Origin of the sequence: [Enterobacter] lignolyticus SCF1, from assembly GCF_000164865.1 — a bacterium.
GTDB classification, from domain to species: Bacteria; Pseudomonadota; Gammaproteobacteria; order Enterobacterales; family Enterobacteriaceae; genus Enterobacter_B; species Enterobacter_B lignolyticus.
On record NC_014618.1, the window covers coordinates 2,497,598 to 2,518,984 of the forward strand.

Consider the following 21,387-nt stretch of genomic DNA (forward strand, 5'->3'; position numbering starts at 1 on the left):
CCGGGACGCCGTCACATCGCGTAACCGGGCTTTTTAATCAGCGACTCCAGCTGCGGGGCGATTTCGCTATCCCACACCTGCGATTTCCACTCGCTTTCCGCCACCTCATTCAGCGCGACGCTTATCGAGCGGTCCTTGCTGTTGAGGTGACGAATAATCACCTCGGCGATATCCTCCGCCAGCGCGGCTTTTTGTTCGTCGTCCAGGCCGCGGGGAAAACATTTAATATCGATATGTGGCATGGCTATCTCCTTATTGTCTCGGCCCTCAAAACTATCATGCCGCTAGCCGTTGGATTAACACTTTGTGCCCTGATCGTCAGCGGGTGAGAAGCTGAAAGTTTTCCGCAATGATATTGCACGCATCGCCCGTACGCCGGTGGCACAGCTTCAGCGCCGCATCCCGCGCGTCGGCAGGCGTCGCCGCGCCGCTGTACCAGTAAAACCCCTGACCGCCCTGCCCACGGGCCAGCGCTTTTTCCGTGCTCCCCGAACGCAAATAGTCATAGACCTGCTCCCGGTCCTCGTAGCTCAGCTGACCCAGAAACCCTTCCCACGGGCGTTCGTCCCAGCTCGGGAATCCGTGCGCGCGCAGGAAGCGGTCAATTTCCGGCAGCAGGAGGCGCCGCCCGGCTTCGCTCAGCATCATTTTGTGCCCGTCATTCTGAAACGGCGGAAACGTCTTCAGCTCGGCAAGACCGCCTGCCGTCCGCCAGGCGGAGATCATCCGCCAGACCAGCTGCGGTGAAAACCAGGGGTCGTTTGCGGCATACAGCCACAGCGTGGGGATCGCCGTGTGGGTGGTCGCGACATTATGCGCATTTCGTCCCATCTCAATCACCAGGTCGTCATAAAACAGATGGCAGGCGGGGTTGGGCTTAAACGGCTGGGCATCCATATAGACGCCGCCGGAGACATTAATCACCGCCCCGACCGGCGGCATCGTCACCCTTCCCGCCACCGTCAGCGCGGAAACGCCGCCGATAGACAGCCCCATCACCAGCGCTTTTTTCGTCGAATCGACGTCCGACCGGTGCGCCAGCGAGATCATCGCGGCCTGCAAATCGTCGGCATGATCGCTGAGAAAGCGCCCCGCCTCCGGCGCTTTGCAGGTGCCGGCGTCATCCACCACGCTGCCGCTTGAGGCTCCATAGCCGCGCCACATCACCACCGCAGCCGTCCAGCCGCGGTGGGCGAAATCATGGGCAATTGAACGAAAGCTGTCCGGGCGGATATCCTGGGGTGAAAACTCCGAACTGCTCGACCCCTGGGCTATCAGCGCCAGCGGATAGCGGCCCGGCGCATCCGGGTGTACCACCAGAGTATCCAGCGTATAGCGGTGTCCATGAATCACCACCGGCAGCGCAAGAGACTCCTCAAAAACGCCCCCCGCCGCCTGAACCCTGGCGGCAAAGGCCACGGCAAGCAGCGCAAGGCACAGCGAAAAGAGCGGTCGCAAAGGGAATTCCCCTCGCCGCCTCCGGCAAGCAAAAAGTGATGACATCGATTTGGCCCCCCATCCCACTCAAAGTGTAGCCTGCCGCGGCAACCTTTTGCGTCATTTAACATTTACAGGTAGGATGCTGCGCCAGCTTTTGTCTTATCCCTACGTCAGAATGCCGGGAAAAACAGAGCAATATGCTGTACGCAATCATTTCTGCGTAACAAAATATCTTTAACCCCGTTTGGGGTAATGACAGGAATCTGAATACTATAATGAACACCGAACATAACAGCGCGGCAGAGCATCATGCTGCCAAACGCCGATGGCTGAACTCGCAGGACGCGGGGTATCACAAAGCCATGGGCAACCGTCAGGTGCAGATGATCGCCATCGGCGGCGCCATCGGCACCGGGTTATTTTTAGGCGCGGGCGCGCGCCTGCAGATGGCCGGTCCTTCCCTGGCCATCGTTTATCTCGTCTGCGGTATATTCTCTTTTTTCATTCTGCGCGCACTCGGTGAACTGGTGCTGCATCGTCCGTCCAGCGGCAGCTTTGTTTCTTATGCCCGCGAATTTCTCGGCGAAAAAGCCGCCTTTGTCGCTGGCTGGATGTACTTCATCAACTGGGCGATGACCGGCATTGTGGATATCACCGCCGTTGCGCTCTACATGCACTACTGGGGCGCGTTTGGCGATGTGCCGCAGTGGGTATTTGCCCTCGGCGCGCTGGCGATTGTCGGCACCATGAACATGATCGGCGTGAAGTGGTTCGCCGAAATGGAGTTCTGGTTCGCGCTGGTCAAAGTGCTGGCTATTGTGGTGTTTCTGGTGGTCGGCACCGTGTTTCTCGGCAGCGGCAAACCGCTGGACGGCGGCGCCACGGGCTTCCATCTGATCACCGATAACGGCGGCTTTTTCCCGCATGGCCTGCTGCCAGCGCTGGTGCTGGTGCAGGGGGTCGTTTTCGCCTTTGCCTCTATCGAGCTGGTCGGTACCGCCGCCGGGGAGTGCAAAGATCCGCAAACAATGGTGCCAAAAGCGATTAACAGCGTTATCTGGCGCATCGGCCTGTTCTACGTCGGTTCAGTCGTGCTGCTGGTGCTGCTGCTGCCGTGGAACGCCTACCAGGCGGGACAGAGCCCGTTCGTAACCTTCTTCTCGAAGCTTGGTGTGCCGTATATCGGCAGCATTATGAACATCGTGGTGCTGACGGCGGCGCTCTCCAGCCTGAACTCCGGGCTCTATTCTACCGGCCGTATTCTGCGCTCGATGTCGATGGGCGGGTCCGCGCCGCAGTTCATGTCAAAAATGAGCCGCCACCAGGTGCCGTACGCCGGGATCCTCGCCACGCTCTGCGTCTACGTGATTGGCGTCTTCCTGAACTATCTGGTGCCATCGCAGGTGTTCGAAATCGTCCTCAACGTCGCCTCGCTGGGGATTATCGCCTCCTGGGCGTTTATCGTGGTGTGTCAAATGCGCCTGCGTAAGGCGATTCAAGAAGGGAAATGCGCGCCGGTCAGCTTCCGTATGCCTGGGGCGCCGGTGACCTCCTGGCTGACGCTGCTGTTCCTGCTCAGCGTGCTGGTGCTGATGGCGTTCGACTACCCGAACGGGACCTACACCATCGGATCGATTCCGCTGATCGCCGTGCTGCTGGTGGCGGGCTGGTTTGGCGTTCGCAAACGCGTACACCACATCCATCGCGACGCGCCGGGCAACGTCCTGACGCAGCAAACGGATGCCCGCTGATCCGTGTCGTTTCTGTTGCCCGCCGCCCGGCGGGCAATCTTTCTCGCGGACTTAGTCTTTAATTAACTGCGCCACGTCGCTGCTGTTAATCTGCCGCTCATTACCGTCCTGATCGACATAGCGGGTCATCCCGGTCTCTTTATCGAGCTGCGGTTTGCCGTGGGTGACAATCGTCTGTCCGCTTTTGGTGGTCATTACATAGTTGCTGCTACAGCCTGCCAGCGCGACCAGCACCGTCCCGGCCAAAAAGAATAAGAAAGGCTTTTTCATTGGTTCTCCATCATGATCCGTCACCGGCTGCCAGCCGGTTGAAAGGAGAAGGATTTTAAGCCTCTGCGCCGCGAAGGGCTACCGGCGGGTTGTAACAGGAGGTGATTGCGATCCCCTCTCCGCTACAGACGAAGGGATCGGGACATCATGAAGGATTACAGCGTGATACGAATAACGTCATCCGGTTGCGTCGCTTCTTTCTCCCGCGAAGACGCCTGCTTCACGGTGACGTACAGCGTTTTACCGTCCGCAGACAGCGCCAGGCTGTTCGGATTCGTCGGGGTGTCGAACGTTTTCACCACCTTATAGCTTTTGCCGTCAATCACGCTGACGCTGCCGGCCTTGCGATGGGTGGCGTAAATTTCGTTGCGCGCCGGGTTGAACAGCACCGCCAGAGATTCCGCGGCGGAAATCTTCTCCAGCACCTTACCGTCGCGGTAGTCCACCACCAGTATCTCCGGCTGTTTAAAATCGCTGATGAACGCGCGATGCCCGGCCTGGTCGAGAGCAATGTTCAGGAACGCGTGCTCTTTGCCGTCGTCCGCCAGCTTTTTACGGCTGAGAATACGGTGGCTCGCGGTGTCAATCGTCACCAGTTCGCCGTCGGCGCTAACGGTATACAGACGCTGCGCATCGCGGTCCAATGCCAGCGCGGTGCTGCGGCTGCCGGTGCCGCTGATGGTTGTCTTCAGCGTCAGGTTTGCGCCGTCCACTACCCAGATAACGCTTTCTTTACCCACGCCGCTGATGTAGACGGTGTTGCGCTTCTCATCGACGACCAGCTCGCGCGGCTGCAGCGGTTTAACGGTCTCGCTGCGCTTACGGCCGTCCAGCGTCAGGCGCCCTTTGACCTCGCCCGTTCTGGCGTCGACCGCCGTCACCGCGCCGTCGATGCTGTTGCCGAACCACAGGGTCTGCGTCTGGTTATTAATGGCCGCGCCGAACGGTTTGGCGTCGCTGTGCACCGCAAGCGTTGCGTCAAGCGTTTGCGGGTCGAGGCGATAGACCACGCCGCCTTTGTCGGCGCTCCGGCTCTGGGAGGTTGCCACCCACAGCGCGTTATCCTGCTGGCTGATGGCCATTTCATAGGCGCCTTTGCCCACGGCCTTGCGCAGCATTTCGTCAGCCTGAGCGGTAAACGACCCCGCCAGCAGCAGTGAGGTTAACAACAACGAACGGCGCAGGCGCGGTGCGGAAAAATGACGTAATGACATGACGACTTCCTTTGATAAACAAAAAATGGTGCTGCATCACAGGCTTCCGGTCGGCGGAGTCGTTGCCCTGCCGTAGTTATAGATGCGAATAGTAATCATTATTTGTCACAAAGTGGAGCGTTAAATACGCATTTAGCCACAAGCAGGCCAGTGTTAACGCAGAACTTAACGTAACGTGCCTTTAATATTTTCAAATAATTTACAAAAACATTAACATGCTCACATACATTTCCTCCTGTTTGTTATACAGAGAACGCCCATGAAAGTCCTTGCTGCCCGCCGGGCTGCGCTTCCCGCGCTGCTCCTCCCGTTTATCGCCCTGCCCGATGCCGCCGCGGCCGATGAACAGACGCTGATCGTCACCGCCAGCCCCCAGCCCGTCTCCGAACTGGATACCCCTGCCGCCATCAGCGTGGTGGACGGCGACGATATGCGCCGCGCGACGCCGCGCGTCAACCTCTCAGAATCCCTCGGCGCGGTGCCAGGCCTGCAGGTGCAGAACCGGCAAAACTATGCGCAGGATCTGCAGCTCTCAATTCGCGGCTTCGGCTCCCGCTCCACCTTCGGCGTGCGTGGTATCCGCCTGTATGTCGATGGGATCCCGGCGACCATGCCGGACGGCCAGGGGCAGACGTCGAACATCGACATCAACAGCATTGAAAGCGTGGACGTGCTGCGCGGCCCCTTCTCCGCGCTGTACGGCAACGCCTCCGGCGGCGTGATGAATATCACCACCGAGACGGGCCGTGAGCCCGCGACGATCGAGGCCAGCAGCTACTACGGCAGCTATGGCAGCTGGCGCTACGGCCTGAAGGCCACCGGCGCGGTGGGCGACGGCAGCCACGCCGGCGATGTGAATTACGCCGTCTCCGCCAGCCGGTTTGCCACTCAGGGCTATCGCGACCACAGCAGCGCGCGCAAAAACCTCGCCAACGCCAAACTGGGCGTGAGGATCGACGACGTCAGCACGCTGACGCTTTTGTTCAACAGCGTCGATATCAAGGCCAACGATCCGGGCGGGCTGAGCTGGGATGAATGGCGCAGCGATCCGCAGCAGTCGCCGCGCGGCGACCAGTACAGTACCCGTAAAGACATCACGCAGACCCAGGCAGGCGTTCGCTATGAGCGCCAGCTCAGCGAACGCGACGACCTTAACGTCATGATGTACGCGGGCGAACGACAGACCACCCAGTATCAGTCGATTCCCCGCGGCCCGCAGCTTAACCCGGCCAGCGCGGGCGGGGTTATCGATCTGGCCCGGTATTATCAGGGCATCGACACCCGCTGGACGCACCGCGGCGAGCTGCTGGTGCCGGTCAGCATTACCACCGGGCTGGATTACGAGAACATGAGCGAACAGCGTAAAGGCTACCAGAACTTCGTGATGAACAACGGCGTGCCGGATTACGGCCAGACCGGAGCGCTGCGTCGCGACGAACGCAACCTGATGTGGAACCTCGACCCCTATCTGCAAAGCCAGTGGCAGCTAACCGATAAGCTGACGCTGGACGCTGGCGTGCGCTACAGCTCTGTCTGGTTTGACTCTAACGACCACTACATCGCTCCCGGCAACGGCGACGACAGCGGCGACGCCAGCTACCGCAAGTGGCTGCCGGTCAGCTCGCTAAAATATGCGCTGACCGATGCCTGGAACCTGTACGCCTCCGCCGGGTGCGGTTTTGAAACCCCCACCATCAACGAGCTCTCCTACCGCCCTGATAACCAGAGCGGCCTCAACGTCGCGCTGCAGCCCGCGACCAACGAGACGGTGGAGATCGGCAGCAAAACGCGCATAGGCAACGGCCTGCTGAGCGCCGCGCTGTTCCAGACCGACACCGATAACGAAATCGTCGTCGCCAGCAGCAGCGGCGGGCGCACCAGCTACAAGAACGCCGGAAAAACGCGCCGTCAGGGAGCAGAGCTGTCGCTGGACCAGCAGTTTGCCGAAAACTGGCGCCTGCAGGCAGCCTGGACGTGGCTCGACGCCACCTACCGCAGCAACGTCTGCGATGACGCCAGCTGCAACGGCAACCGCATACCGGGGATCGCCCGCAATATGGGCTACGCGTCGCTGGGATATGCGCCGGAAACGGGCTGGTATGCCGGGTCGGACATCCGCTATATGGGCGATATCATGGCCAACGATGAAAATACCGCCGCCGCCCCGTCCTGGACGGTGGTTGGGCTGAACACCGGCTACAAATTCGATTTCGGCCCCTGGAAGATGGATCTGTTCGGCCGTATCGACAACCTTTTCGACCGTCGCTACGTCGGTTCGGTTATCGTCAATGAAGCCAACGGCCGCTATTATGAGCCGGCGCCGGGGCGTAATTACGGCGTAGGGTTATCGGTAGCCTACGCCTTTATGTGACGGTACTTCGGGTGCCGGCAACCGGCACCCGAAATCATGCCGCTACGCCTCACTGGCGTACTGTCGGCGTAAAATCGCCTCCCCCTGATCGATAGCCCGGCAAATGGCGATGCAGCTTTGCGCCTCATCCCCGTTTTCCAGCGCCGCCAGTAAATCATCGTAGAAGTGGTTAAACTTAAATACGTCGCACGATAGCGGATGCAGATAATTAAAGCAGGGGCCAATCCGCACCCACAGCTGTTCAATCAGCGCGGCCAGCGTCGGCATATCCGCATATTCGTAGAGCCGAAAACGAAAACGGCAGTTGGCCTGCAGCGCGCTTTCCATATTTCCCTGCGCTTTCGCCTCATGCAGCTCCTGCGCGCACTGGCGCAGACGGCGGATTTTATCCGGCGTCATCAGCGCCGCTGACGCCGATGCCGCCATTCCCTCCAGCATTTTGCGGATCTGATTCACCTCGCGATAGCGCTGTAACGATACCCTCGGCACCAGAAAGGCCTGGGCGGGCGCCGCCTCCAGCGCGCCTGCCGACGCCAGGCGCAGCAGCGCTTCGCGCACCGGCGTAATACTCGTTCCCAGCTGTTGGGCAATATCCCGGGTTATCAGCCTGGCTCCCGGTTTTAATGCCCCGATAATCAACGCATTCTTTAAATTAGCCTCAACCTGCATCGTCAGGCTCAGTCGCTGTGCTTTTTCAAAACCAGACATGTACCTTTCCTGTATCCAGTATTAAAGTACGTCTGTTATTTTAATCATCGACGTTTAGAGAAAAAAATAGCCATCTGGTGGGCATAAAATAAAATGGTCCTGCCTGATTAAGTAAAGTCGTAACCTGGAAATTTGCATGAAAAAAACGACGCAAAATGCGTCGTTTTTGACTTTTTTACCCATGGCCGACTATGAATAATGGCTTTAGTAAAATAAATTGCCGTTTATCCCGTGAAAAAACCGCATCCGGGATCAGGCGCCGGAGTGGTTAAGGCGCACCACCAGATAGACGCAGCTCTCCGCCGATTCATTCACAAACCGGCAGTCGTTCGGCGGCCCCAGCTCCAGACAGTCCCCGGCCCGCATCGCATGACGGGTATCGCCTTCGATAAACAGCAGTTCACCCTGCTGCAGCCAGATAAGCTGGCGCGCCAGCGCATAGGATGACGCGGGCATCGGAATATCGCTGCCCGGCGGCAGCTCAACCTGCACCAGGTCAATCGGCAGGTCGCTGCGCGGCGACACGTGGCGGCGCAGATAATGGCTTTGCGGGTCGCGCCATACCGGCTGGCTGGCGAAACGCAGCAGCTTGCCCTCCTGCATCTCGGCGCGGGCGATAAGCGTCGACATGCTGATGCCGAACGCCCCGGACAACCGCCCGAGCATGGTGGCCGTTGGGCTGCTGTCGCCGCGTTCGATTTTGTGGATCATCGTCCGGGAGACCCCGGCGCGATCGGCCAGTTCGCTCAGCGACCAGCTGCGTGATTCGCGCTCGATGCGGATGCGGGCGCCGATCCGCGCGTTAAGAGTGTCTTCAATAGTATTCATGGCGTAACACTATAGTGCATGATCCAGGCACGCACAATTGCGCGCCCCGCAGGAAAAAGGTGACAACCTCAGCAAAACTATAGTATCTATACTGTACTACTATAGTGAACACCCGAGGGCTTTATGACCATTCGTTATGCCTGTAAAGACGACTGCGCGGCAATTGCGGAAATCTATAACCATGCCGTTGTCCACACCGCCGCCATCTGGAACGATCAAACCGTCGATACCGATAACCGCATCGCCTGGTATGAGGCGCGACAGCTGCTGGGCTATCCGGTGCTGGTGAGCGAAGATAACGGCGTCATTACCGGCTACGCCTCCTTCGGCGACTGGCGCGCCTTCGACGGTTTTCGCCATACCGTGGAGCATTCGGTGTACGTGCACCCGCAGCATCAGGGGAAAGGCCTTGGCCGCCTGCTGCTGACCCGGCTTATCAGCGAAGCGAAACGCGTGGGCAAACACGTGATGGTCGCCGGTATCGAATCGCAGAACGCCGCGTCGCTGAAGCTGCATGCCTCGCTCGGGTTTATAACCACCGCGCAGATGCCGCAGGTCGGCACCAAGTTTGGCCGCTGGCTGGATCTGACCTTTATGCAGCTGCAGCTGGATAACCGCAGCGAGCCGGACGCCCTGCCATGAACCAGCCGCTGACCCTCACCTTTCTTATCGCTGCGGGCATTGGCCTGGTCGTGCAGAATACGCTGATGGTGCGCATCACCCAGTCTGCCTCCACCATTCTTATCGCCATGCTGCTGAACTCGCTGGTGGGGATCGTGCTGTTTGTGTCGATTCTGCTGATCAAGCACGGGCTGGCGGGTTTCCAGGAGCTGGCGGCCAACGTCAAATGGTGGACGCTCGTCCCTGGCCTGCTGGGTTCGTTCTTTGTCTTTGCCAGCATCAGCGGCTACCAGTACGTCGGCGCGGCGACCACTATCGCGGTGCTGGTCGCCAGCCAGCTTATCGGCGGGCTGGCGATGGACGTTGTGCGCCATCAGGGAATACCGTGGCGGGCGCTGGTGGGGCCGGTGTGCGGCGCGGTGATGCTGGTGGTTGGCGCCTGGCTGGTGGCCAGACGTCAATTCTGATATTTGATTGATTTTAAAAGGGATATTTTTACTCCCCAAAATATCCCCAAAACTCCACACCAAAACTACAGCGCAATAACCTGCCATTCATCAGACCTATCTTCTAGGTACAGCTCAGACATTTTCGCCGTTTTATGCCCCCATAACATTTGCACGTCTATTCCGTGCTCTTTGTATAGTCGCCCTGAAAGCGAGCGTTGCTCGTAGAAAGTAGGTAGTTCACGATTGTCTTCCGCTGTGATACCCACCTTATCTCGTACCCCGGAAAATGTTCGGCCTATACCCATCTCATACCACCACAAAAACAAAAAACCCGCCGAAGAGGGTTCCGTCATAGCGGCCTACCATTGACCACCACCTTTAGTTTTGCCTTTGGCGCTCTACCAATCATTTCAGCCGCTATACCGGCGGCAATATCCTCGCAGGTATCTCCGTGAGTTATCGCATTAGCGGATGACAGCGTGCGCGCTCGCGTATTCGCCACCACGTAGCACACAGGAATCCCGGTGCCCCCAACCTTCTCGATTGACTGCAAAACGTCATTCTTCCGCTCAATTGTTTTGGCATCCCCGCCAGCAACGGCAGACCTGAGCGTAGCCTTAGCGGATTGCACGCTTGTTTCATCTGCGTGAATTTCTATACTCTCTATTACCGCTATTGGCTCACCCCATTCAGTAACCGCCTGATCCCCGTAGTCACTTTTAATCCATGCGGATATCGCCTGCGCGTCCTTCCCGTTCCGCTCCGCCTTGTCCGCACGCAGCCACATATCCGCCAACTGCTGTTCGCTGAGGCGCGTATCGCCCGCTGCCGAAGTAAACGACAGTCCCATGACCAACATCGTGACCCCCAAGATCCCCTTTTTCATTTTACGGCGCCCACACTTTCCTTTTCCGCTGGAAAGCAAATCCAGCTAACTTGCCCCAACCCCTCCCCCGTTGACATGTACGCCCCGCCCGGTGGTACTGCCGCAGCATATGAATTCTTACCCGCCTCCCCAGACTCGACCATCTTTTGTGCTTCACCATATGAAATCGCGAATATACTGTTCGAGCCATCTGAGTAAGTACTGCTTGATCTACCACTGTACACGTGTTTATACGTTTTCCCGTTAACCACTAACGACTTGGCGTTTACAGTGACTGCACGACTAGCACCCTCTTCGCTGACACAATTCAGCGCTTTGGCGCCCAGCCCCGCCGAAAACAGACTCAAGGCAACTACAAATACAAATCTCTTTTTCATTTCCATGCACTCTACAAAATAAACCCGCACATTTTGCGCGGGTCGATGATTACTAATTAATCTTTCGGTGCTTCTAATTGTTTAATTTTGGATATGGGGTATACCGGCAGCATCCAGCCTGCGGCTTATCTCTGCCATTATTTCGCTGCGAAGGACGGTGGCGTGTACCTCCAGCATTTTCTCAACCTGCTTGAGCGCGGTCACTGGCTGCCCCCCGTTCTGGAATATCAGCCCCGGAGCCCAAAATTGCCCGCAGCTGCGGAATTGCCATGATTCCGCGTAACCGTCGTGGGTGATTGCGAAGTTGGCAAAATAAAATTGCCCGACCATAATCCCGGTTCTCATGGTCGTGTAGTTGCCATACCACCCCCATATGGTGTGCCCCCAATTCTCCTCATATCCGTTAGTGTCGATGGGTGTTGTTTCTGCGGGCTGCACAAAACCGTTGGACGCACCAGCGTAAAACGCGCCGTTCGCTGACGAAGCGGGTCGCACACCGGCCTCACAAATCGCCAGGGCCAGCTTGCGCACGTCGTTGCGGCGAGCCTGCGTGCTCATTCAATGCCGCCCTTGATGTACTGCTGGCGCAGCCTTTCAAGCTCGTCGTCTGAGAGCGTATCCTCGACAATCTTCTCGATTTCCTCTGCCGCGATGGACAGCGGAGCAGTAGCAATGCGGTGCCAGGTTGCCGTCAGGCTGACGAATGCGGAATCTTTGGTCTCCGGGTCTTCGAGGCAGGCCTGAAGCAGCGCCAAGAGGCGGGACCGGTTGGACGCAATGAGGCCGAGGTTGTGGCGCATGTTCATCACCGATAGTGCGCGGGCCTGCTGTAGCTGTAGCTCCTCCAGTTCTTTCCAGTGTTCGGCCTTGATGCGGTTTTGCTTCTTGGCGATTATCCCGGCTGCACGCATCAGCTTTATGGCGTCAGCGTATGAGAGCTTTTGCCGAGACTCAGCCCAGGCTTGCGGGTCATCCTTGATTTGTTTCGATGTGTCCAGTGCCATATGTTAACGAGTTGGTTTATTTTTTTCTGGTGGTGCGGCGGGTGAGTGCGAGCGTGGCGGCGCAGATGGGAGGAGCGGAGATTGGGGGGTATAGTTCCCCCCCAAAACCAATAGGCACAATTCAGCTGCGCTGACGGTGATCGCTATCGATTTCGGTCTGAGTGGCTGCTCATCCAAAACATGCGCCCATTTACGGCTAACCCTACCGTCTCCAGGCATAGCGCCCCCCAAACCATGGACCTTCGCGAACTCAATCACTCTCACATGGGGGGCGGGTTGCCTCCGGTCTCAGGAGGTTCGGTTTCCCTTGCACTCCCCGGCTCCGAATCCATGACGGCAACGAACGGGGGGCACTGACATGAGGTACCTTACACGCCAGCAAGCCATCCAATCCGTGGCGGCTCTTTTTTAGGGAACCACAGAATTTGAAAATCACCCTAGATGCTGAATTAGCCTTTTGTGCTACGAAACAATGTGACAATCATAGAACGAGGGTTTTTGAGGTAATTTTCCCTCCCCAAAACCATTCACATCCATTTGATAAATAAGGATTATTTTTTTAACTGCAAATGATGACATCGGAAGAAAAAACCAACACATCCAATTGATAAAAAAGGAGAACAACACAAGAATCGGCGCCTGTCTGGTCGCCAGACGCCAGTTTTGACGATCGATGACAGGGCGTTAAATCAGCATCTACCGTGTAAAGTATTCATAACCAAACATTAGCAGCGCTACCGCAATCAAAATCCATGTTGTTTTACGCATTGCAACTCCTCTCAATAGCAAGGGTAAAGCGCGATTACGCCTACTTTACCCCCGAAAAAATTAGTACCCTATAATGCATAACCGATGCCGCTATGTCTTTATCTTCAACGGCTATGCATCAAGATACCCTCAGAGGATCGTGCCGCCTTTGGTGAGCTGCTCCTGACGCGCCTCGGCGTCCTCCTTATGCTGACGCCCGTGATGGGCAATCGCGGTGCGCAGACGCTGCTGCTGAGCGTAACGGTCTTCCCGGCTCAGCTCAGCATCGTCGCTCAGGACGATCAGCAGCTCATTCATATGCGTAATCACGCTTTCATCAACCGCGGCGTCAACGCGGGCAATCACGTCATCCAGGTGTGACATACCGACTCCTTAGTTCAGCTTCGCTTTGGAAAAATCGCTGCCCATCAGGCTTACGCTAAAGCCAGAGACGTTGCTGCGGGTTGCGTAGAAGGTTTTCCCGTTTGCCAGAGCAATCCACGGCGCCTGCTGATAGAAAATCTCCTGCGCTTCGCCGTAGAGCCTGGCGCGGGCAGCAGGGTCGCTGGTCAGCTTCGCTTTCTGGACTAAACCATCATACCCCTTATCGCACCAGCGCGCGGCGTTCGATCCGGTTTTAATGCTGTTGCAGCCGAGCAGGGTATCGGCAAAGTTATCCGGGTCGCCGTTGTCGGACATCCAGCCGAACAGCGCTGAATCGTGCTCGCCTTTACGCATGCCGGACAGGTACTCGCCCCATTCGAAGGTCACGATTTTCGCCTTCACGCCCACTTTCGCCCAGTCGTTCTGGATCATCTCGGCGATGCGGCGCGAGTTCGGGTTATACGGGCGCTGTACCGGCATCGACCACAGGGTCACTTCGGTACCCTCCGCTACCCCAGCCTGGCGGAGCAGCGCTTTGGCTTTTTCCGGATCGTAGCCGTAGTCCGGCAGATCCTTTTTATAGCCCAGCATGTTTGGCGGCAGCGGCGATTTCGCCACGGTGCCGGAGCCCATAAAGACGGCGTTCACAATCGCCTTCTTGTCGGTCGCGTAGTTCAGCGCCTGACGCACCAGCGCATTATCAAACGGCTTTTTCTCGGTATTAAACGCCAGATAGCCGACGTTCAGCGCCTCTACCGCGTGCAGCGTCAGGTCTTTATTCTTGTTGATGATGTCGAACTGCACCGGAGACGGCGCCGGAATAATCTGGCACTCGTTGGTCTGCAATTTCGCCAGACGGGTTTCGACGTTCGGCGTAATCGCAAAAATCAGGTGTTTGGTCGGGACGTCGCCTTCCCAGTAGTGGGGGTTGGCGAGATAGCGGATCTGCGAATCGGTTTTGTACTGCTGCAGCACATACGGCCCGGTGCCGACAGGCCAGTTATCGACGTTTTCCGGCGTGCCTTTTTTCATCATCGCATCGGCATATTCGGCGGAGAGGATCGAGGCGAAATCCATGCCCCAGTCGGCCAGAAACGCGGCATTAGGTTCGGTAAGCTCAAACTGAACGTGGTAATCGTCAATTTTCTTCACGTCTTTAATCAGCTTATCGAGGCCCACGTCGTTAAAATACTCGTAACTGCCCTGCGACACTTTATGGTACGGATGATTAGGGTCTTTCTGACGCATCACGGAGAAAATAACGTCGTCCGCGTTAAAATCACGGGTCGGGGTGAAGAACTTATTGCTGTTAAACTTCACGCCCTGACGCAGGGTAAAGGTATAGGTTTTACCGTCCGGGGAAATCGTCCACGCCGTTGCCAGCGACGGCACCGGGGTATTCTTCACCGGATCAAAGGTAATCAGTCGGTTATACAGCGTCTGGGAGCTTGCCACAAACGACGGGCCGGAGCTGGCGATTTGCGGGTTAAAGGATTCGGGCGACGCCTCAGAGCAATAAATCAGAGTATCGTTACCTGCCGCCATCGCGGCGCCTGCCGGTAACAGCGCGCTGAGCGCCAGCGCGAGATAGGTTTTCCTTGCGAACATCGTTATAAGCCCTTCTGTTTTATTATTCCGTTATAACAGCACAGCCGCGAAAGGCTGGCAAATAACCAATCGTCATCAGGTTATGCTGAATCACAAAATATTACTGGCGTCATCAGCAGCAATTTCACTTAGGCGCATTAAAAAAATGCAAGCGCTCAATAGTGCGAGGATTTACCGTTTTTGCCCTCTCTTCCGCCGTTTAGCCGCCGCCTGCATCTCGTAGAGTAGAGGCGTGAAAAAGTCGATGGGATAAGAAAGTGGCGAAAACGTTATTGCGCAGCGGAGATCTGGATGATTTCCAGGCCGTGGGCGGCGGCGGTCAGGCCGTGTTTGCCTCCGCGCTGCAGATTCGTGAAACCCTGCGCCTGCGCAAACAGCAGGCGCTGGTGGATTGTCTGGCGATACCGCAGGTCAACGACGAGGGCGACCGCGTTGACTGGTATGCGCCAGTGGAAGGTCAGGTCACGTCCTGGAAAGCGGCGGATGACGACCAGCGCCACCGCGCGCTCCGGATGCTGGAAAAGCTGGCCGACGGCGCGGATAGCCTGAGCCGCAAATGCCTGCAGTCGGATAAAACCGCGCAGCAGCTGTTTGGCGCGCTGCTGGAAAAAACGCTGCAGTTTCCCGGTGAAAACCACGTATTCCTGATCGACGGAAAGCCGGTCATCACCTTCTGGGGCTTTGTCAATCTGAACGAGCGCGCCCGCGACGATCGCTTCTCCTGCCTGCAGACCACCACGCTCGATGCGCCACTGGTCGCCGTAGAGCCAGAGGCCGATCCCCTGCCTGCGCCAAAAATCACGCTGGCGCAGCCGGATGAACCCCTGCTGGCGCCGCCGGTACAGGTTATCGCCGAACCGAAAGACGAGCCGGAACTGCCGCCGCAGGCGCCGGTTCTCGTTGAGAGCGCGCCTGCGCCCGTCGCCGCCGAAACCACGGCGGCCGCGCGTCAGCGTCGGATACCGCTCTGGAGCCTGCCGGCCGCCGCGCTGATGATCGCCGCCGTCGCCGCGCCGCTGCTGTGGACGAGCCAGAGCGCGGCGCCCGTTGCACCCGTCACGGCCCAGGCTGAGCCGCCTGAGGTTCTGCAGCCGCCGCCCGTCCCCGCCCTGACCACCACGCTGCCGCTGCATCAGGCGAGCGTTTCCGCGCTGCGCGCTGAGGAAAAGCCGCAGGAGAAAACGCAGAACAAGCCGGTCGTGATTGCCGCTATCCCGAAAGATGCGCTGGTGATGGACGCCGGGCAAATGCGGGCCGGAACCACCCGCTTCCTGAACGGCAGCTGGCGGGTGATTGTGGATGTGAAAGACCCGGTCACCGGTAAAGCGCCGTCGCTGCGCTACCAGCTGCTGAACAATAAAGGCAGCGCCCGCCTGGTGCACGGCGACAACGTGGTCTGCCGCGCTGACATTTTCTCCGGCCTGCACCAGAACGGCGAGCTGATGATCAAAAGCCGCGGCAGCGCCCGCTGTAGCGACGGCTCGCGCTACCCGATGCCGGAGATCTCCTGCAAAGCCGGCACCAGCGATGTTGCCGAATGCACTGGACGCTATGATGCCAACACCGTCGTACCGTTAACCTTCAGAAAAGTGGGAGCCTGACCATGCTGGTGACACTGTGCGACTACCAACAGAGCGTGACGCTTATCGCCAACAGCGGGGTGCAGTTCCTTGATTTCGGCCTGACGCCGCAGGACGCGCTGAGCCGCGGCCGTTTTGTCCGCAAAACCGCCAACGGCCCGCTGCTGCGCCTGGACTATGATATCGTCAACAGCCGCTACACTCTGCCTGCGGAAAACGGCAGCCAGCCGGAGGTGGTCAAGCCGGAAAGCACGCTGTCGCTTGACCACTCGCTCGCCCTGCTCGACGGCGTGTGGCTGCCGTTGCCCTTTCTGCGCTTCAACCCGCCGCGCACCTTCGTAGAGGGGCCAGATAACTGGGCGCGGATGCAAATTCGTCGGCTGGAACAGCCGGACAGCGCGGGCCACAGCCACCGCGTGACCCTCGCGCTGGACAGCCAGATCCACGGCAACCTGCCGCCGCATCTGGCGCCCGGCGAAAACGACGTGCTCAACGGCACGCGCTTTGCGCTGGCCTGGCGCGACGACGAAATCGCCGATTTCCTCGATCAGACCTGGATCGACGGCTGGCTGCGCGAGGTTTTCACCCAGCACGCCGCCCAGCTGGAAAACCGTAGCGAACGCGATATCGCCCAGGCGCTGCGCAGCTTTGAATACCAGGGCCACTGGCTCAACCTGCTGGCGCTGCTGGGCGAGCAGCTGTCGGTGCCGGAAGTAAAAATCGTCACCGAAACGGTGAGCACACCGGCGATCCCCGTCGATTTAATTCTCGACGTCGGCAACAGCCACACCTGCGGGGTGATCATCGAAGATCATGGCGATGCCAACGACGGCCTGCGCCAGACCGCCGAGCTGCAGGTGCGCTCGCTCAGCGAACCGCAGTTCCTCAACGCCCCGCTGTTCACCAGCCGCCTCGAGTTCTCCGAAGCCCGTTTTGGCAAACAGCATTACTCCGTAGAGAGCGGCCGCGAAGACGCTTTCGTCTGGCCGTCGATCGTTCGCGTCGGCGATGAGGCCCGCAAGCTTGCCACCCAGCGCCTCGGCACCGAAGGCAACAGCGGGATCTCCAGCCCGCGCCGCTACCTGTGGGATGAAACGCCCACCGTGCAGGACTGGCGCTTCAGCCAGATGAACGCCCGTACCCAGCGCGAACCGCTGGCGACCGCGTTTCCGCTGACCAACCTGATGAACGACGACGGCCAGCCGCTGTTTACGCTGCCGCTCGACGAACGCATGCCGGTGTTTTCACCGCAGTACAGCCGCAGCACGCTGATGACCCACATGCTGTGCGAGCTACTGGCGCAGGCGCTGGGGCAGATCAACAGCGTTGCCACCCGTCTGCGTCTGGGCTTTCCCTCCTCGCCGCGCCAGCTGCGCACGCTTATCCTGACGCTCCCCTCGGCGATGCCGAAGCAGGAGCGGGAAATTTTCCGCCGCCGGATGTTTGAAGCCATCGCCCTGGTGTGGAAATCCCTCGGCTGGCATCCGCAGGATGACGATTTTGTTACCGCGAAGCAGCAGGACAAAAGCGTCGTGCCGGTGCCGCGCATTCATATGGAATGGGATGAGGCCAGCTGCGGACAGCTCGTCTGGCTGTATAACGAAGCGATGTCGCATTTTGGCGGCCAGACCGAAACCTTCTTCGCCGCCCTCGCCCGCCCGGACCGCCAGGCGGCGGATGCCGTCGCGCCGGGACGCGCGCTGCGCGTGGCGTCGGTTGACCTCGGCGGCGGCACCACCGATATGGCGATCACCCAGTATCAGCTCGACGACGGCACTGGCAGCAATGTTAAGATCACGCCGCAGCTGCTGTTCCGCGAAGGGTTTAAAATTGCCGGCGACGATATCCTGCTGGACGTTATCCAGCGCTGCGTGCTGCCTGCGCTGCAAACGCAGCTGCAAAAATCGGGCATTACCGATGCCCCGGCGCTGATGGCGACGCTGTTCGGCGACTCCGGGCGTATTGATACCCAGGCCGTCCTGCGCCAGCAAACGGCGCTGCAGCTGTTTATGCCGATAGGCCACGCCATTCTCGCCGCCTGGGAGCGCTGCGATATTAACGATCCGCTGGCCGGGCTGCACGCGACCTTTGGCGAGCTGCTCAAGCACGCGCCGACTCGTAACGTGATGAACTACGTCGGCCAGGCCATTGGCCACGCGCTTCCGGCGGGCTCTGAGCCCTTCGACCTGCTGGCCGTACCGCTACAGGTGAGCTTCAACGAACTGCGCGACGCCATGCTGGCAGGCGAATTTACCATCGCCGCGCCGCTGCACGCCGTCTGCGAGGCCATCTCGCACTATCAGTGCGATGTGCTGCTGGTCACCGGACGCCCCGGCTGTCTGCCCGGCGTGCAGGCGCTGATCCGCTACCTACAGCCCGTCCCCGTTAACCGCATGGTGTGGATGGACAGCTACCACGTACATGAATGGTATCCGTTCAGCCAGCAGGGCCGTATCGGCAACCCGAAATCGACCGCCGCCGTCGGCGCGATGCTCTGTAGCCTGGCGCTGGATCTCCGCCTGCCGCGCTTTAACTTCAAAGCCGCCGACATCGGGGCATACTCCACGGTGCGCTATCTCGGGGTGCTGGATAACACCGTCAATACCCTGCGCGAGGAAAACGTCTGGTATGCCGGTATCGATCTCGATAAGCCGGGGGCAAAAGTCGATGCCAGACTGCACTTCCCGCTGCGCGGCAACGTCACGCTCGGCTTCCGTCAGCTGGCCAACGCGCGCTGGCCGGCTACGCCGCTGTACACCCTGAGCATTAACTCCCCGGAGGTGGCAAAAGCCATCGCGGGCGACGGCGTGCTGCAGGTTCGTTTGCAGTTGACCGGCGGCAGCCGTAGCGAAGGGCCGGAGGCCTTTACGCTAAGCGATGCCTGGCTACAGGACGGCACCCCGGTGCCGCCGGATGCCCTGACGCTGAAATTAAACACCCTGGCCGACCGCCGTCACAGCGGCAGCCACTACTGGATTGATAGCGGGAGCGTATATCTGAAATGAGTCGCATACAGACATTCATCGACTGGACCCAGACCACCCGCCAGGTCTCCGCGCTGTTTGATAACGATGCCGACGCGCTGCTCACCCGGCTGCAGGCGCTGAACGCGCAGCAGCAGGCGCTACAGCAGGCGCAGCGCGCACCGGTTAGCATTGCGCTGTACGGCTGCTCGCAGGGCGCGAAAGCGCATCTGCTTGGCGCATTATGCGCCAGCGGCCAGGGGCGGCTGATGGTGCGCGCCGGGAATAAAACCTTCGACTATTTTAGCCATATCAACCCCGGCCATGCGCTGACCCGCATGGCGCTACGTTTTTCCCGCGAAGCCGCAGCGCCTGATGACGCGTTTCCGCTACGCCTGCATCTGATGAGCGAAACGGATCTGGTGCAGCTGTTTATCGCCCACGCGCTGCGCCAGGGCGCGGTTCGCCAGGTGGACAAGGCCGTGGTGGTGGCGCGCCTGAATGCGTGGCAGGCGCTGCGCCAGTCACAGCCCGCTGCGGGCGTCAGCCGCGAGGACGTCGCCGCGCTGGCCCGCTTCTGGCAGGGGGTGGTTCCCACGCGCCAGCAGCAGTTTGATGATGCGCTCTGGCAGCAGTTTATTCAGCTGATCCCCTGCCTCGACCTCAGCGCGCGCGCCAGTGCGTGGGCGCTGCTGTGGGGCGAGCAGCAGGAGCTGACCCGCCAGTGGCTCGCCCTGGCGCACGTCCTGCAGCAGTGCGGACACGCGGGAGAAGTGGCGGCGCCGCTCAGCCTGCTGGTCGACGGTTTTGCCCTGCCTGCAGAAGGTTTCCTGACGCCGGAGTATGCGCCGGAAGGCGAAGTGCTGGCGCATCCGCTGGCGGGCGAAAACCTGCTCAGCGCCGTAAGCCTGCCGATAGACGCCCTCGCCCTGCTGACCCGCGAGCTGGTGCTGCCGGTTGAAAACGGCGTACTGGATAACGTCGACCTGATTGATATTCCGGTGCCCGAACCCACCGACGCCGCGCCGCTGTGGGCCAGCAAATGCCACTGGCTGCTCGACAGCTACCGCCAGCGCTGCCAGCCCGATCTGCTGCTCGTCTGCAACGCGGCGACGGTTCGGGCGCAGATCCCGGCCACCGCCAGACGGCTGCTGCAGTGGGTGGACGATACCCAGCCGCAGCAGGACGGCGCGCTTCCCGGGCTGGTGTGGGCCATTACCCCGCAGGACGATCGTTTCGTACACAAACGCAATCTGGATGAAGCGGTGCAGCAGCTTATCGGCAAACCCGGCCAGCGCTGGGGAACGCTTCAGGCGCTGGACAGCAGCAGCCTTCAGCGGCTGATCGAATGGCTGTCGCAGGCGACGGTGCCGGCACAGCGTCAGAACCGCCTGCAGCTGCAGGACGCGCGGCTGCTGCAACAGGCGCAGCGGCTGATGTCGGCGTGGAAAGCACCGGCCAACGCTGATGCCGCGCACGGCCGCGCCCAGGCCGAAAGCGTGGTGCGCGAGCTGCAAAAACAGGCGGCAACGCTTGGCGAACTGCTGGAAGGGCTTCTTCCCGCCCAGCAGTATTTCGAGCAGCTCTGCCAGGCACAGCCGCCGCGGGAAGAGAAAGTCAGCGCGCTGTTTAGCGACAGCGTGGACCTGTTCGCCCTGCCGGACGACAGCCCGCGCAACGCCGCCGGGCAGCAGGATCGCGGTTTTGCCGCCCATGCGCTGTGGGTCAGCTATTTGCGCCAGTGGAGCCGCAGCGAGGATAACGCCCGCCGCTATGGCGTCGCCCCCCAGACGCTACAGCAGCTGGCGGACATTTTAATCGTCACCAGCTACCGCCTGGAGCTGCCCCAGCAGCTGCAGGCCGTGATGCTGGACGAGCGCGCCAGCGCCTCGCAGCTGCGCGCTATTATCAGCAACTATCTGGCATGGCTGGGCTATACCCGCGTTCCGCCCCAGGCGCGACCGGCCAGCCGGATAGCCAAAGGTAGCACGCTGTTCGCCGCCAGCGCGCACAGCACCGAACGCCTCACGGAGCTTGGCGAAAACCCGGCGCACGCGGCAACCCGCTACGTTTACGACTGGCTGGTCGCCCTCTTCACCCGGGCCTGCGAAGCGCCGGATTACCGCCATCCGCTGGATATCCCCGACGACGCCCGCGCCGCGCTGAACGCGTTATTTTAAGACGGC

19 protein-coding genes are annotated in these 21,387 nt (G+C 59.7%); 7 read left to right on the forward strand and 12 right to left on the reverse strand.

All coding sequences use genetic code 11. The features are described 5' to 3' along the window. Positions 1-11 precede the first annotated feature (11 nt). Entirely contained in the window at positions 12-242 is a 231-nt protein-coding gene (pptA, locus tag ENTCL_RS11765) for a tautomerase PptA (RefSeq protein ID WP_013366349.1), read from the reverse strand. Between the two features lie 76 nt (positions 243-318). Continuing rightward, the gene (locus ENTCL_RS11770; RefSeq protein ID WP_013366350.1) at positions 319-1,458 is read right to left on the reverse strand and encodes a dienelactone hydrolase family protein; all 1,140 of its coding nucleotides are present in this window, start codon (positions 1,456-1,458) and stop codon (positions 319-321) included. A gap of 257 nt (positions 1,459-1,715) precedes the next feature. On the opposite strand from ENTCL_RS11770, the gene ansP reads away from it, so the two are divergent. After that, positions 1,716-3,191, forward strand: a complete 1,476-nt coding sequence (ansP, locus tag ENTCL_RS11775) for an L-asparagine permease (protein WP_013366351.1) — start codon at positions 1,716-1,718, stop codon at positions 3,189-3,191. A 51-nt stretch (positions 3,192-3,242) separates the two neighbouring features. Here ansP and ENTCL_RS11780 read toward each other — a convergent pair whose 3' ends face one another. Together ENTCL_RS11780 and yncE are read right to left on the reverse strand one after the other, a co-directional pair. Next, entirely contained in the window at positions 3,243-3,461 is a 219-nt protein-coding gene (locus ENTCL_RS11780; RefSeq protein ID WP_013366352.1) for a YgdI/YgdR family lipoprotein, read from the reverse strand. A gap of 155 nt (positions 3,462-3,616) precedes the next feature. Beyond that, complete coding sequence (gene yncE, locus ENTCL_RS11785; protein ID WP_013366353.1) at positions 3,617-4,675, reverse strand: 7-bladed beta-propeller protein YncE; 1,059 nt, start codon at positions 4,673-4,675, stop codon at positions 3,617-3,619. Between the two features lie 259 nt (positions 4,676-4,934). Between yncE and pqqU the strand changes: the two genes are divergently transcribed. Continuing rightward, on the forward strand, positions 4,935-7,046 hold the full coding sequence (pqqU, locus tag ENTCL_RS11790; protein WP_013366354.1) for a TonB-dependent receptor PqqU: 2,112 nt from the start codon (positions 4,935-4,937) through the stop codon (positions 7,044-7,046). 42 nt (positions 7,047-7,088) lie between these two features. On the opposite strand, the gene ENTCL_RS11795 is transcribed toward pqqU, so the two are convergent. Both ENTCL_RS11795 and ENTCL_RS11800 read right to left on the reverse strand, forming a co-directional pair. Continuing rightward, the gene (locus ENTCL_RS11795) at positions 7,089-7,754 is read right to left on the reverse strand and encodes a GntR family transcriptional regulator (protein WP_013366355.1); all 666 of its coding nucleotides are present in this window, start codon (positions 7,752-7,754) and stop codon (positions 7,089-7,091) included. A gap of 252 nt (positions 7,755-8,006) precedes the next feature. Next, positions 8,007-8,582 (reverse strand): helix-turn-helix domain-containing protein, encoded by a 576-nt coding sequence (locus tag ENTCL_RS11800; RefSeq protein ID WP_013366356.1) that lies wholly within the window; start codon positions 8,580-8,582, stop codon positions 8,007-8,009. Between the two features lie 123 nt (positions 8,583-8,705). On the opposite strand from ENTCL_RS11800, the gene ENTCL_RS11805 reads away from it, so the two are divergent. Both ENTCL_RS11805 and ENTCL_RS11810 read left to right on the forward strand, forming a co-directional pair. Then, the gene (locus ENTCL_RS11805; protein ID WP_013366357.1) at positions 8,706-9,224 is read left to right on the forward strand and encodes a GNAT family N-acetyltransferase; all 519 of its coding nucleotides are present in this window, start codon (positions 8,706-8,708) and stop codon (positions 9,222-9,224) included. Then, positions 9,221-9,670: a DMT family transporter gene (locus tag ENTCL_RS11810; protein WP_013366358.1), complete on the forward strand. Its 450-nt coding sequence runs from the start codon at positions 9,221-9,223 to the stop codon at positions 9,668-9,670. Before ENTCL_RS11805 ends, ENTCL_RS11810 begins: the two co-directional genes overlap by 4 nt. A gap of 65 nt (positions 9,671-9,735) precedes the next feature. Here ENTCL_RS11810 and ENTCL_RS11815 read toward each other — a convergent pair whose 3' ends face one another. The 6 genes from ENTCL_RS11815 to ENTCL_RS11845 all read right to left on the reverse strand — a co-directional run bounded on the left by ENTCL_RS11815 (position 9,736) and on the right by ENTCL_RS11845 (position 14,658). Continuing rightward, positions 9,736-10,005: a site-specific integrase gene (locus ENTCL_RS11815; RefSeq protein ID WP_044611958.1), complete on the reverse strand. Its 270-nt coding sequence runs from the start codon at positions 10,003-10,005 to the stop codon at positions 9,736-9,738. Next, positions 10,002-10,538 carry a hypothetical protein gene (locus ENTCL_RS11820; protein ID WP_013366359.1) on the reverse strand — a complete coding sequence of 179 codons (537 nt, stop codon included), beginning with the start codon at positions 10,536-10,538 and terminating at the stop codon, positions 10,002-10,004. Before ENTCL_RS11820 ends, ENTCL_RS11815 begins: the two co-directional genes overlap by 4 nt. A gap of 458 nt (positions 10,539-10,996) precedes the next feature. After that, a complete protein-coding gene (locus ENTCL_RS11830; protein ID WP_013366360.1) occupies positions 10,997-11,473 on the reverse strand; it encodes a hypothetical protein in 477 nt (158 codons plus the stop codon). Continuing rightward, complete coding sequence (locus ENTCL_RS11835; RefSeq protein ID WP_013366361.1) at positions 11,470-11,919, reverse strand: hypothetical protein; 450 nt, start codon at positions 11,917-11,919, stop codon at positions 11,470-11,472. The genes ENTCL_RS11830 and ENTCL_RS11835 overlap by 4 nt, the downstream gene beginning before the upstream one ends. 897 nt (positions 11,920-12,816) lie before the next feature. Next, positions 12,817-13,050 carry a YdcY family protein gene (locus tag ENTCL_RS11840; RefSeq protein WP_013366362.1) on the reverse strand — a complete coding sequence of 78 codons (234 nt, stop codon included), beginning with the start codon at positions 13,048-13,050 and terminating at the stop codon, positions 12,817-12,819. Positions 13,051-13,059: 9 nt separating this feature from the next. Continuing rightward, positions 13,060-14,658 carry an ABC transporter substrate-binding protein gene (locus ENTCL_RS11845; RefSeq protein WP_013366363.1) on the reverse strand — a complete coding sequence of 533 codons (1,599 nt, stop codon included), beginning with the start codon at positions 14,656-14,658 and terminating at the stop codon, positions 13,060-13,062. A 257-nt stretch (positions 14,659-14,915) separates the two neighbouring features. Between ENTCL_RS11845 and ENTCL_RS11850 the strand changes: the two genes are divergently transcribed. The 3 genes from ENTCL_RS11850 to ENTCL_RS11860 are packed head-to-tail and all read left to right on the forward strand — an operon-like array spanning position 14,916 to position 21,381. After that, positions 14,916-16,259 carry an SrfA family protein gene (locus ENTCL_RS11850; RefSeq protein ID WP_013366364.1) on the forward strand — a complete coding sequence of 448 codons (1,344 nt, stop codon included), beginning with the start codon at positions 14,916-14,918 and terminating at the stop codon, positions 16,257-16,259. Between the two features lie 2 nt (positions 16,260-16,261). Continuing rightward, complete coding sequence (locus tag ENTCL_RS11855; RefSeq protein WP_013366365.1) at positions 16,262-19,243, forward strand: virulence factor SrfB; 2,982 nt, start codon at positions 16,262-16,264, stop codon at positions 19,241-19,243. Further along, complete coding sequence (locus tag ENTCL_RS11860; RefSeq protein ID WP_013366366.1) at positions 19,240-21,381, forward strand: virulence factor SrfC family protein; 2,142 nt, start codon at positions 19,240-19,242, stop codon at positions 21,379-21,381. The genes ENTCL_RS11855 and ENTCL_RS11860 overlap by 4 nt, the downstream gene beginning before the upstream one ends. Positions 21,382-21,387: the final 6 nt, after the last annotated feature.

Bases quoted from the DNA above. Each gene is read 5' to 3' on its own strand.
- pptA (WP_013366349.1), bottom strand. From the start codon at position 242: ATGCCACATATCGATATTAAATGTTTTCCCCGCGGCCTGGACGACGAA.
- ansP (WP_013366351.1), top strand. From the start codon at position 1,716: ATGAACACCGAACATAACAGCGCGGCAGAGCATCATGCTGCCAAACGC.
- ENTCL_RS11780 (WP_013366352.1), bottom strand. From the start codon at position 3,461: ATGAAAAAGCCTTTCTTATTCTTTTTGGCCGGGACGGTGCTGGTCGCG.
- yncE (WP_013366353.1), bottom strand. From the start codon at position 4,675: ATGTCATTACGTCATTTTTCCGCACCGCGCCTGCGCCGTTCGTTGTTG.
- pqqU (WP_013366354.1), top strand. From the start codon at position 4,935: ATGAAAGTCCTTGCTGCCCGCCGGGCTGCGCTTCCCGCGCTGCTCCTC.
- ENTCL_RS11795 (WP_013366355.1), bottom strand. From the start codon at position 7,754: ATGTCTGGTTTTGAAAAAGCACAGCGACTGAGCCTGACGATGCAGGTT.
- ENTCL_RS11800 (WP_013366356.1), bottom strand. From the start codon at position 8,582: ATGAATACTATTGAAGACACTCTTAACGCGCGGATCGGCGCCCGCATC.
- ENTCL_RS11805 (WP_013366357.1), top strand. From the start codon at position 8,706: ATGACCATTCGTTATGCCTGTAAAGACGACTGCGCGGCAATTGCGGAA.
- ENTCL_RS11810 (WP_013366358.1), top strand. From the start codon at position 9,221: ATGAACCAGCCGCTGACCCTCACCTTTCTTATCGCTGCGGGCATTGGC.
- ENTCL_RS11815 (WP_044611958.1), bottom strand. From the start codon at position 10,005: ATGACGGAACCCTCTTCGGCGGGTTTTTTGTTTTTGTGGTGGTATGAG.
- ENTCL_RS11820 (WP_013366359.1), bottom strand. From the start codon at position 10,538: ATGAAAAAGGGGATCTTGGGGGTCACGATGTTGGTCATGGGACTGTCG.
- ENTCL_RS11830 (WP_013366360.1), bottom strand. From the start codon at position 11,473: ATGAGCACGCAGGCTCGCCGCAACGACGTGCGCAAGCTGGCCCTGGCG.
- ENTCL_RS11835 (WP_013366361.1), bottom strand. From the start codon at position 11,919: ATGGCACTGGACACATCGAAACAAATCAAGGATGACCCGCAAGCCTGG.
- ENTCL_RS11840 (WP_013366362.1), bottom strand. From the start codon at position 13,050: ATGTCACACCTGGATGACGTGATTGCCCGCGTTGACGCCGCGGTTGAT.
- ENTCL_RS11845 (WP_013366363.1), bottom strand. From the start codon at position 14,658: ATGTTCGCAAGGAAAACCTATCTCGCGCTGGCGCTCAGCGCGCTGTTA.
- ENTCL_RS11855 (WP_013366365.1), top strand. From the start codon at position 16,262: ATGCTGGTGACACTGTGCGACTACCAACAGAGCGTGACGCTTATCGCC.
- ENTCL_RS11860 (WP_013366366.1), top strand. From the start codon at position 19,240: ATGAGTCGCATACAGACATTCATCGACTGGACCCAGACCACCCGCCAG.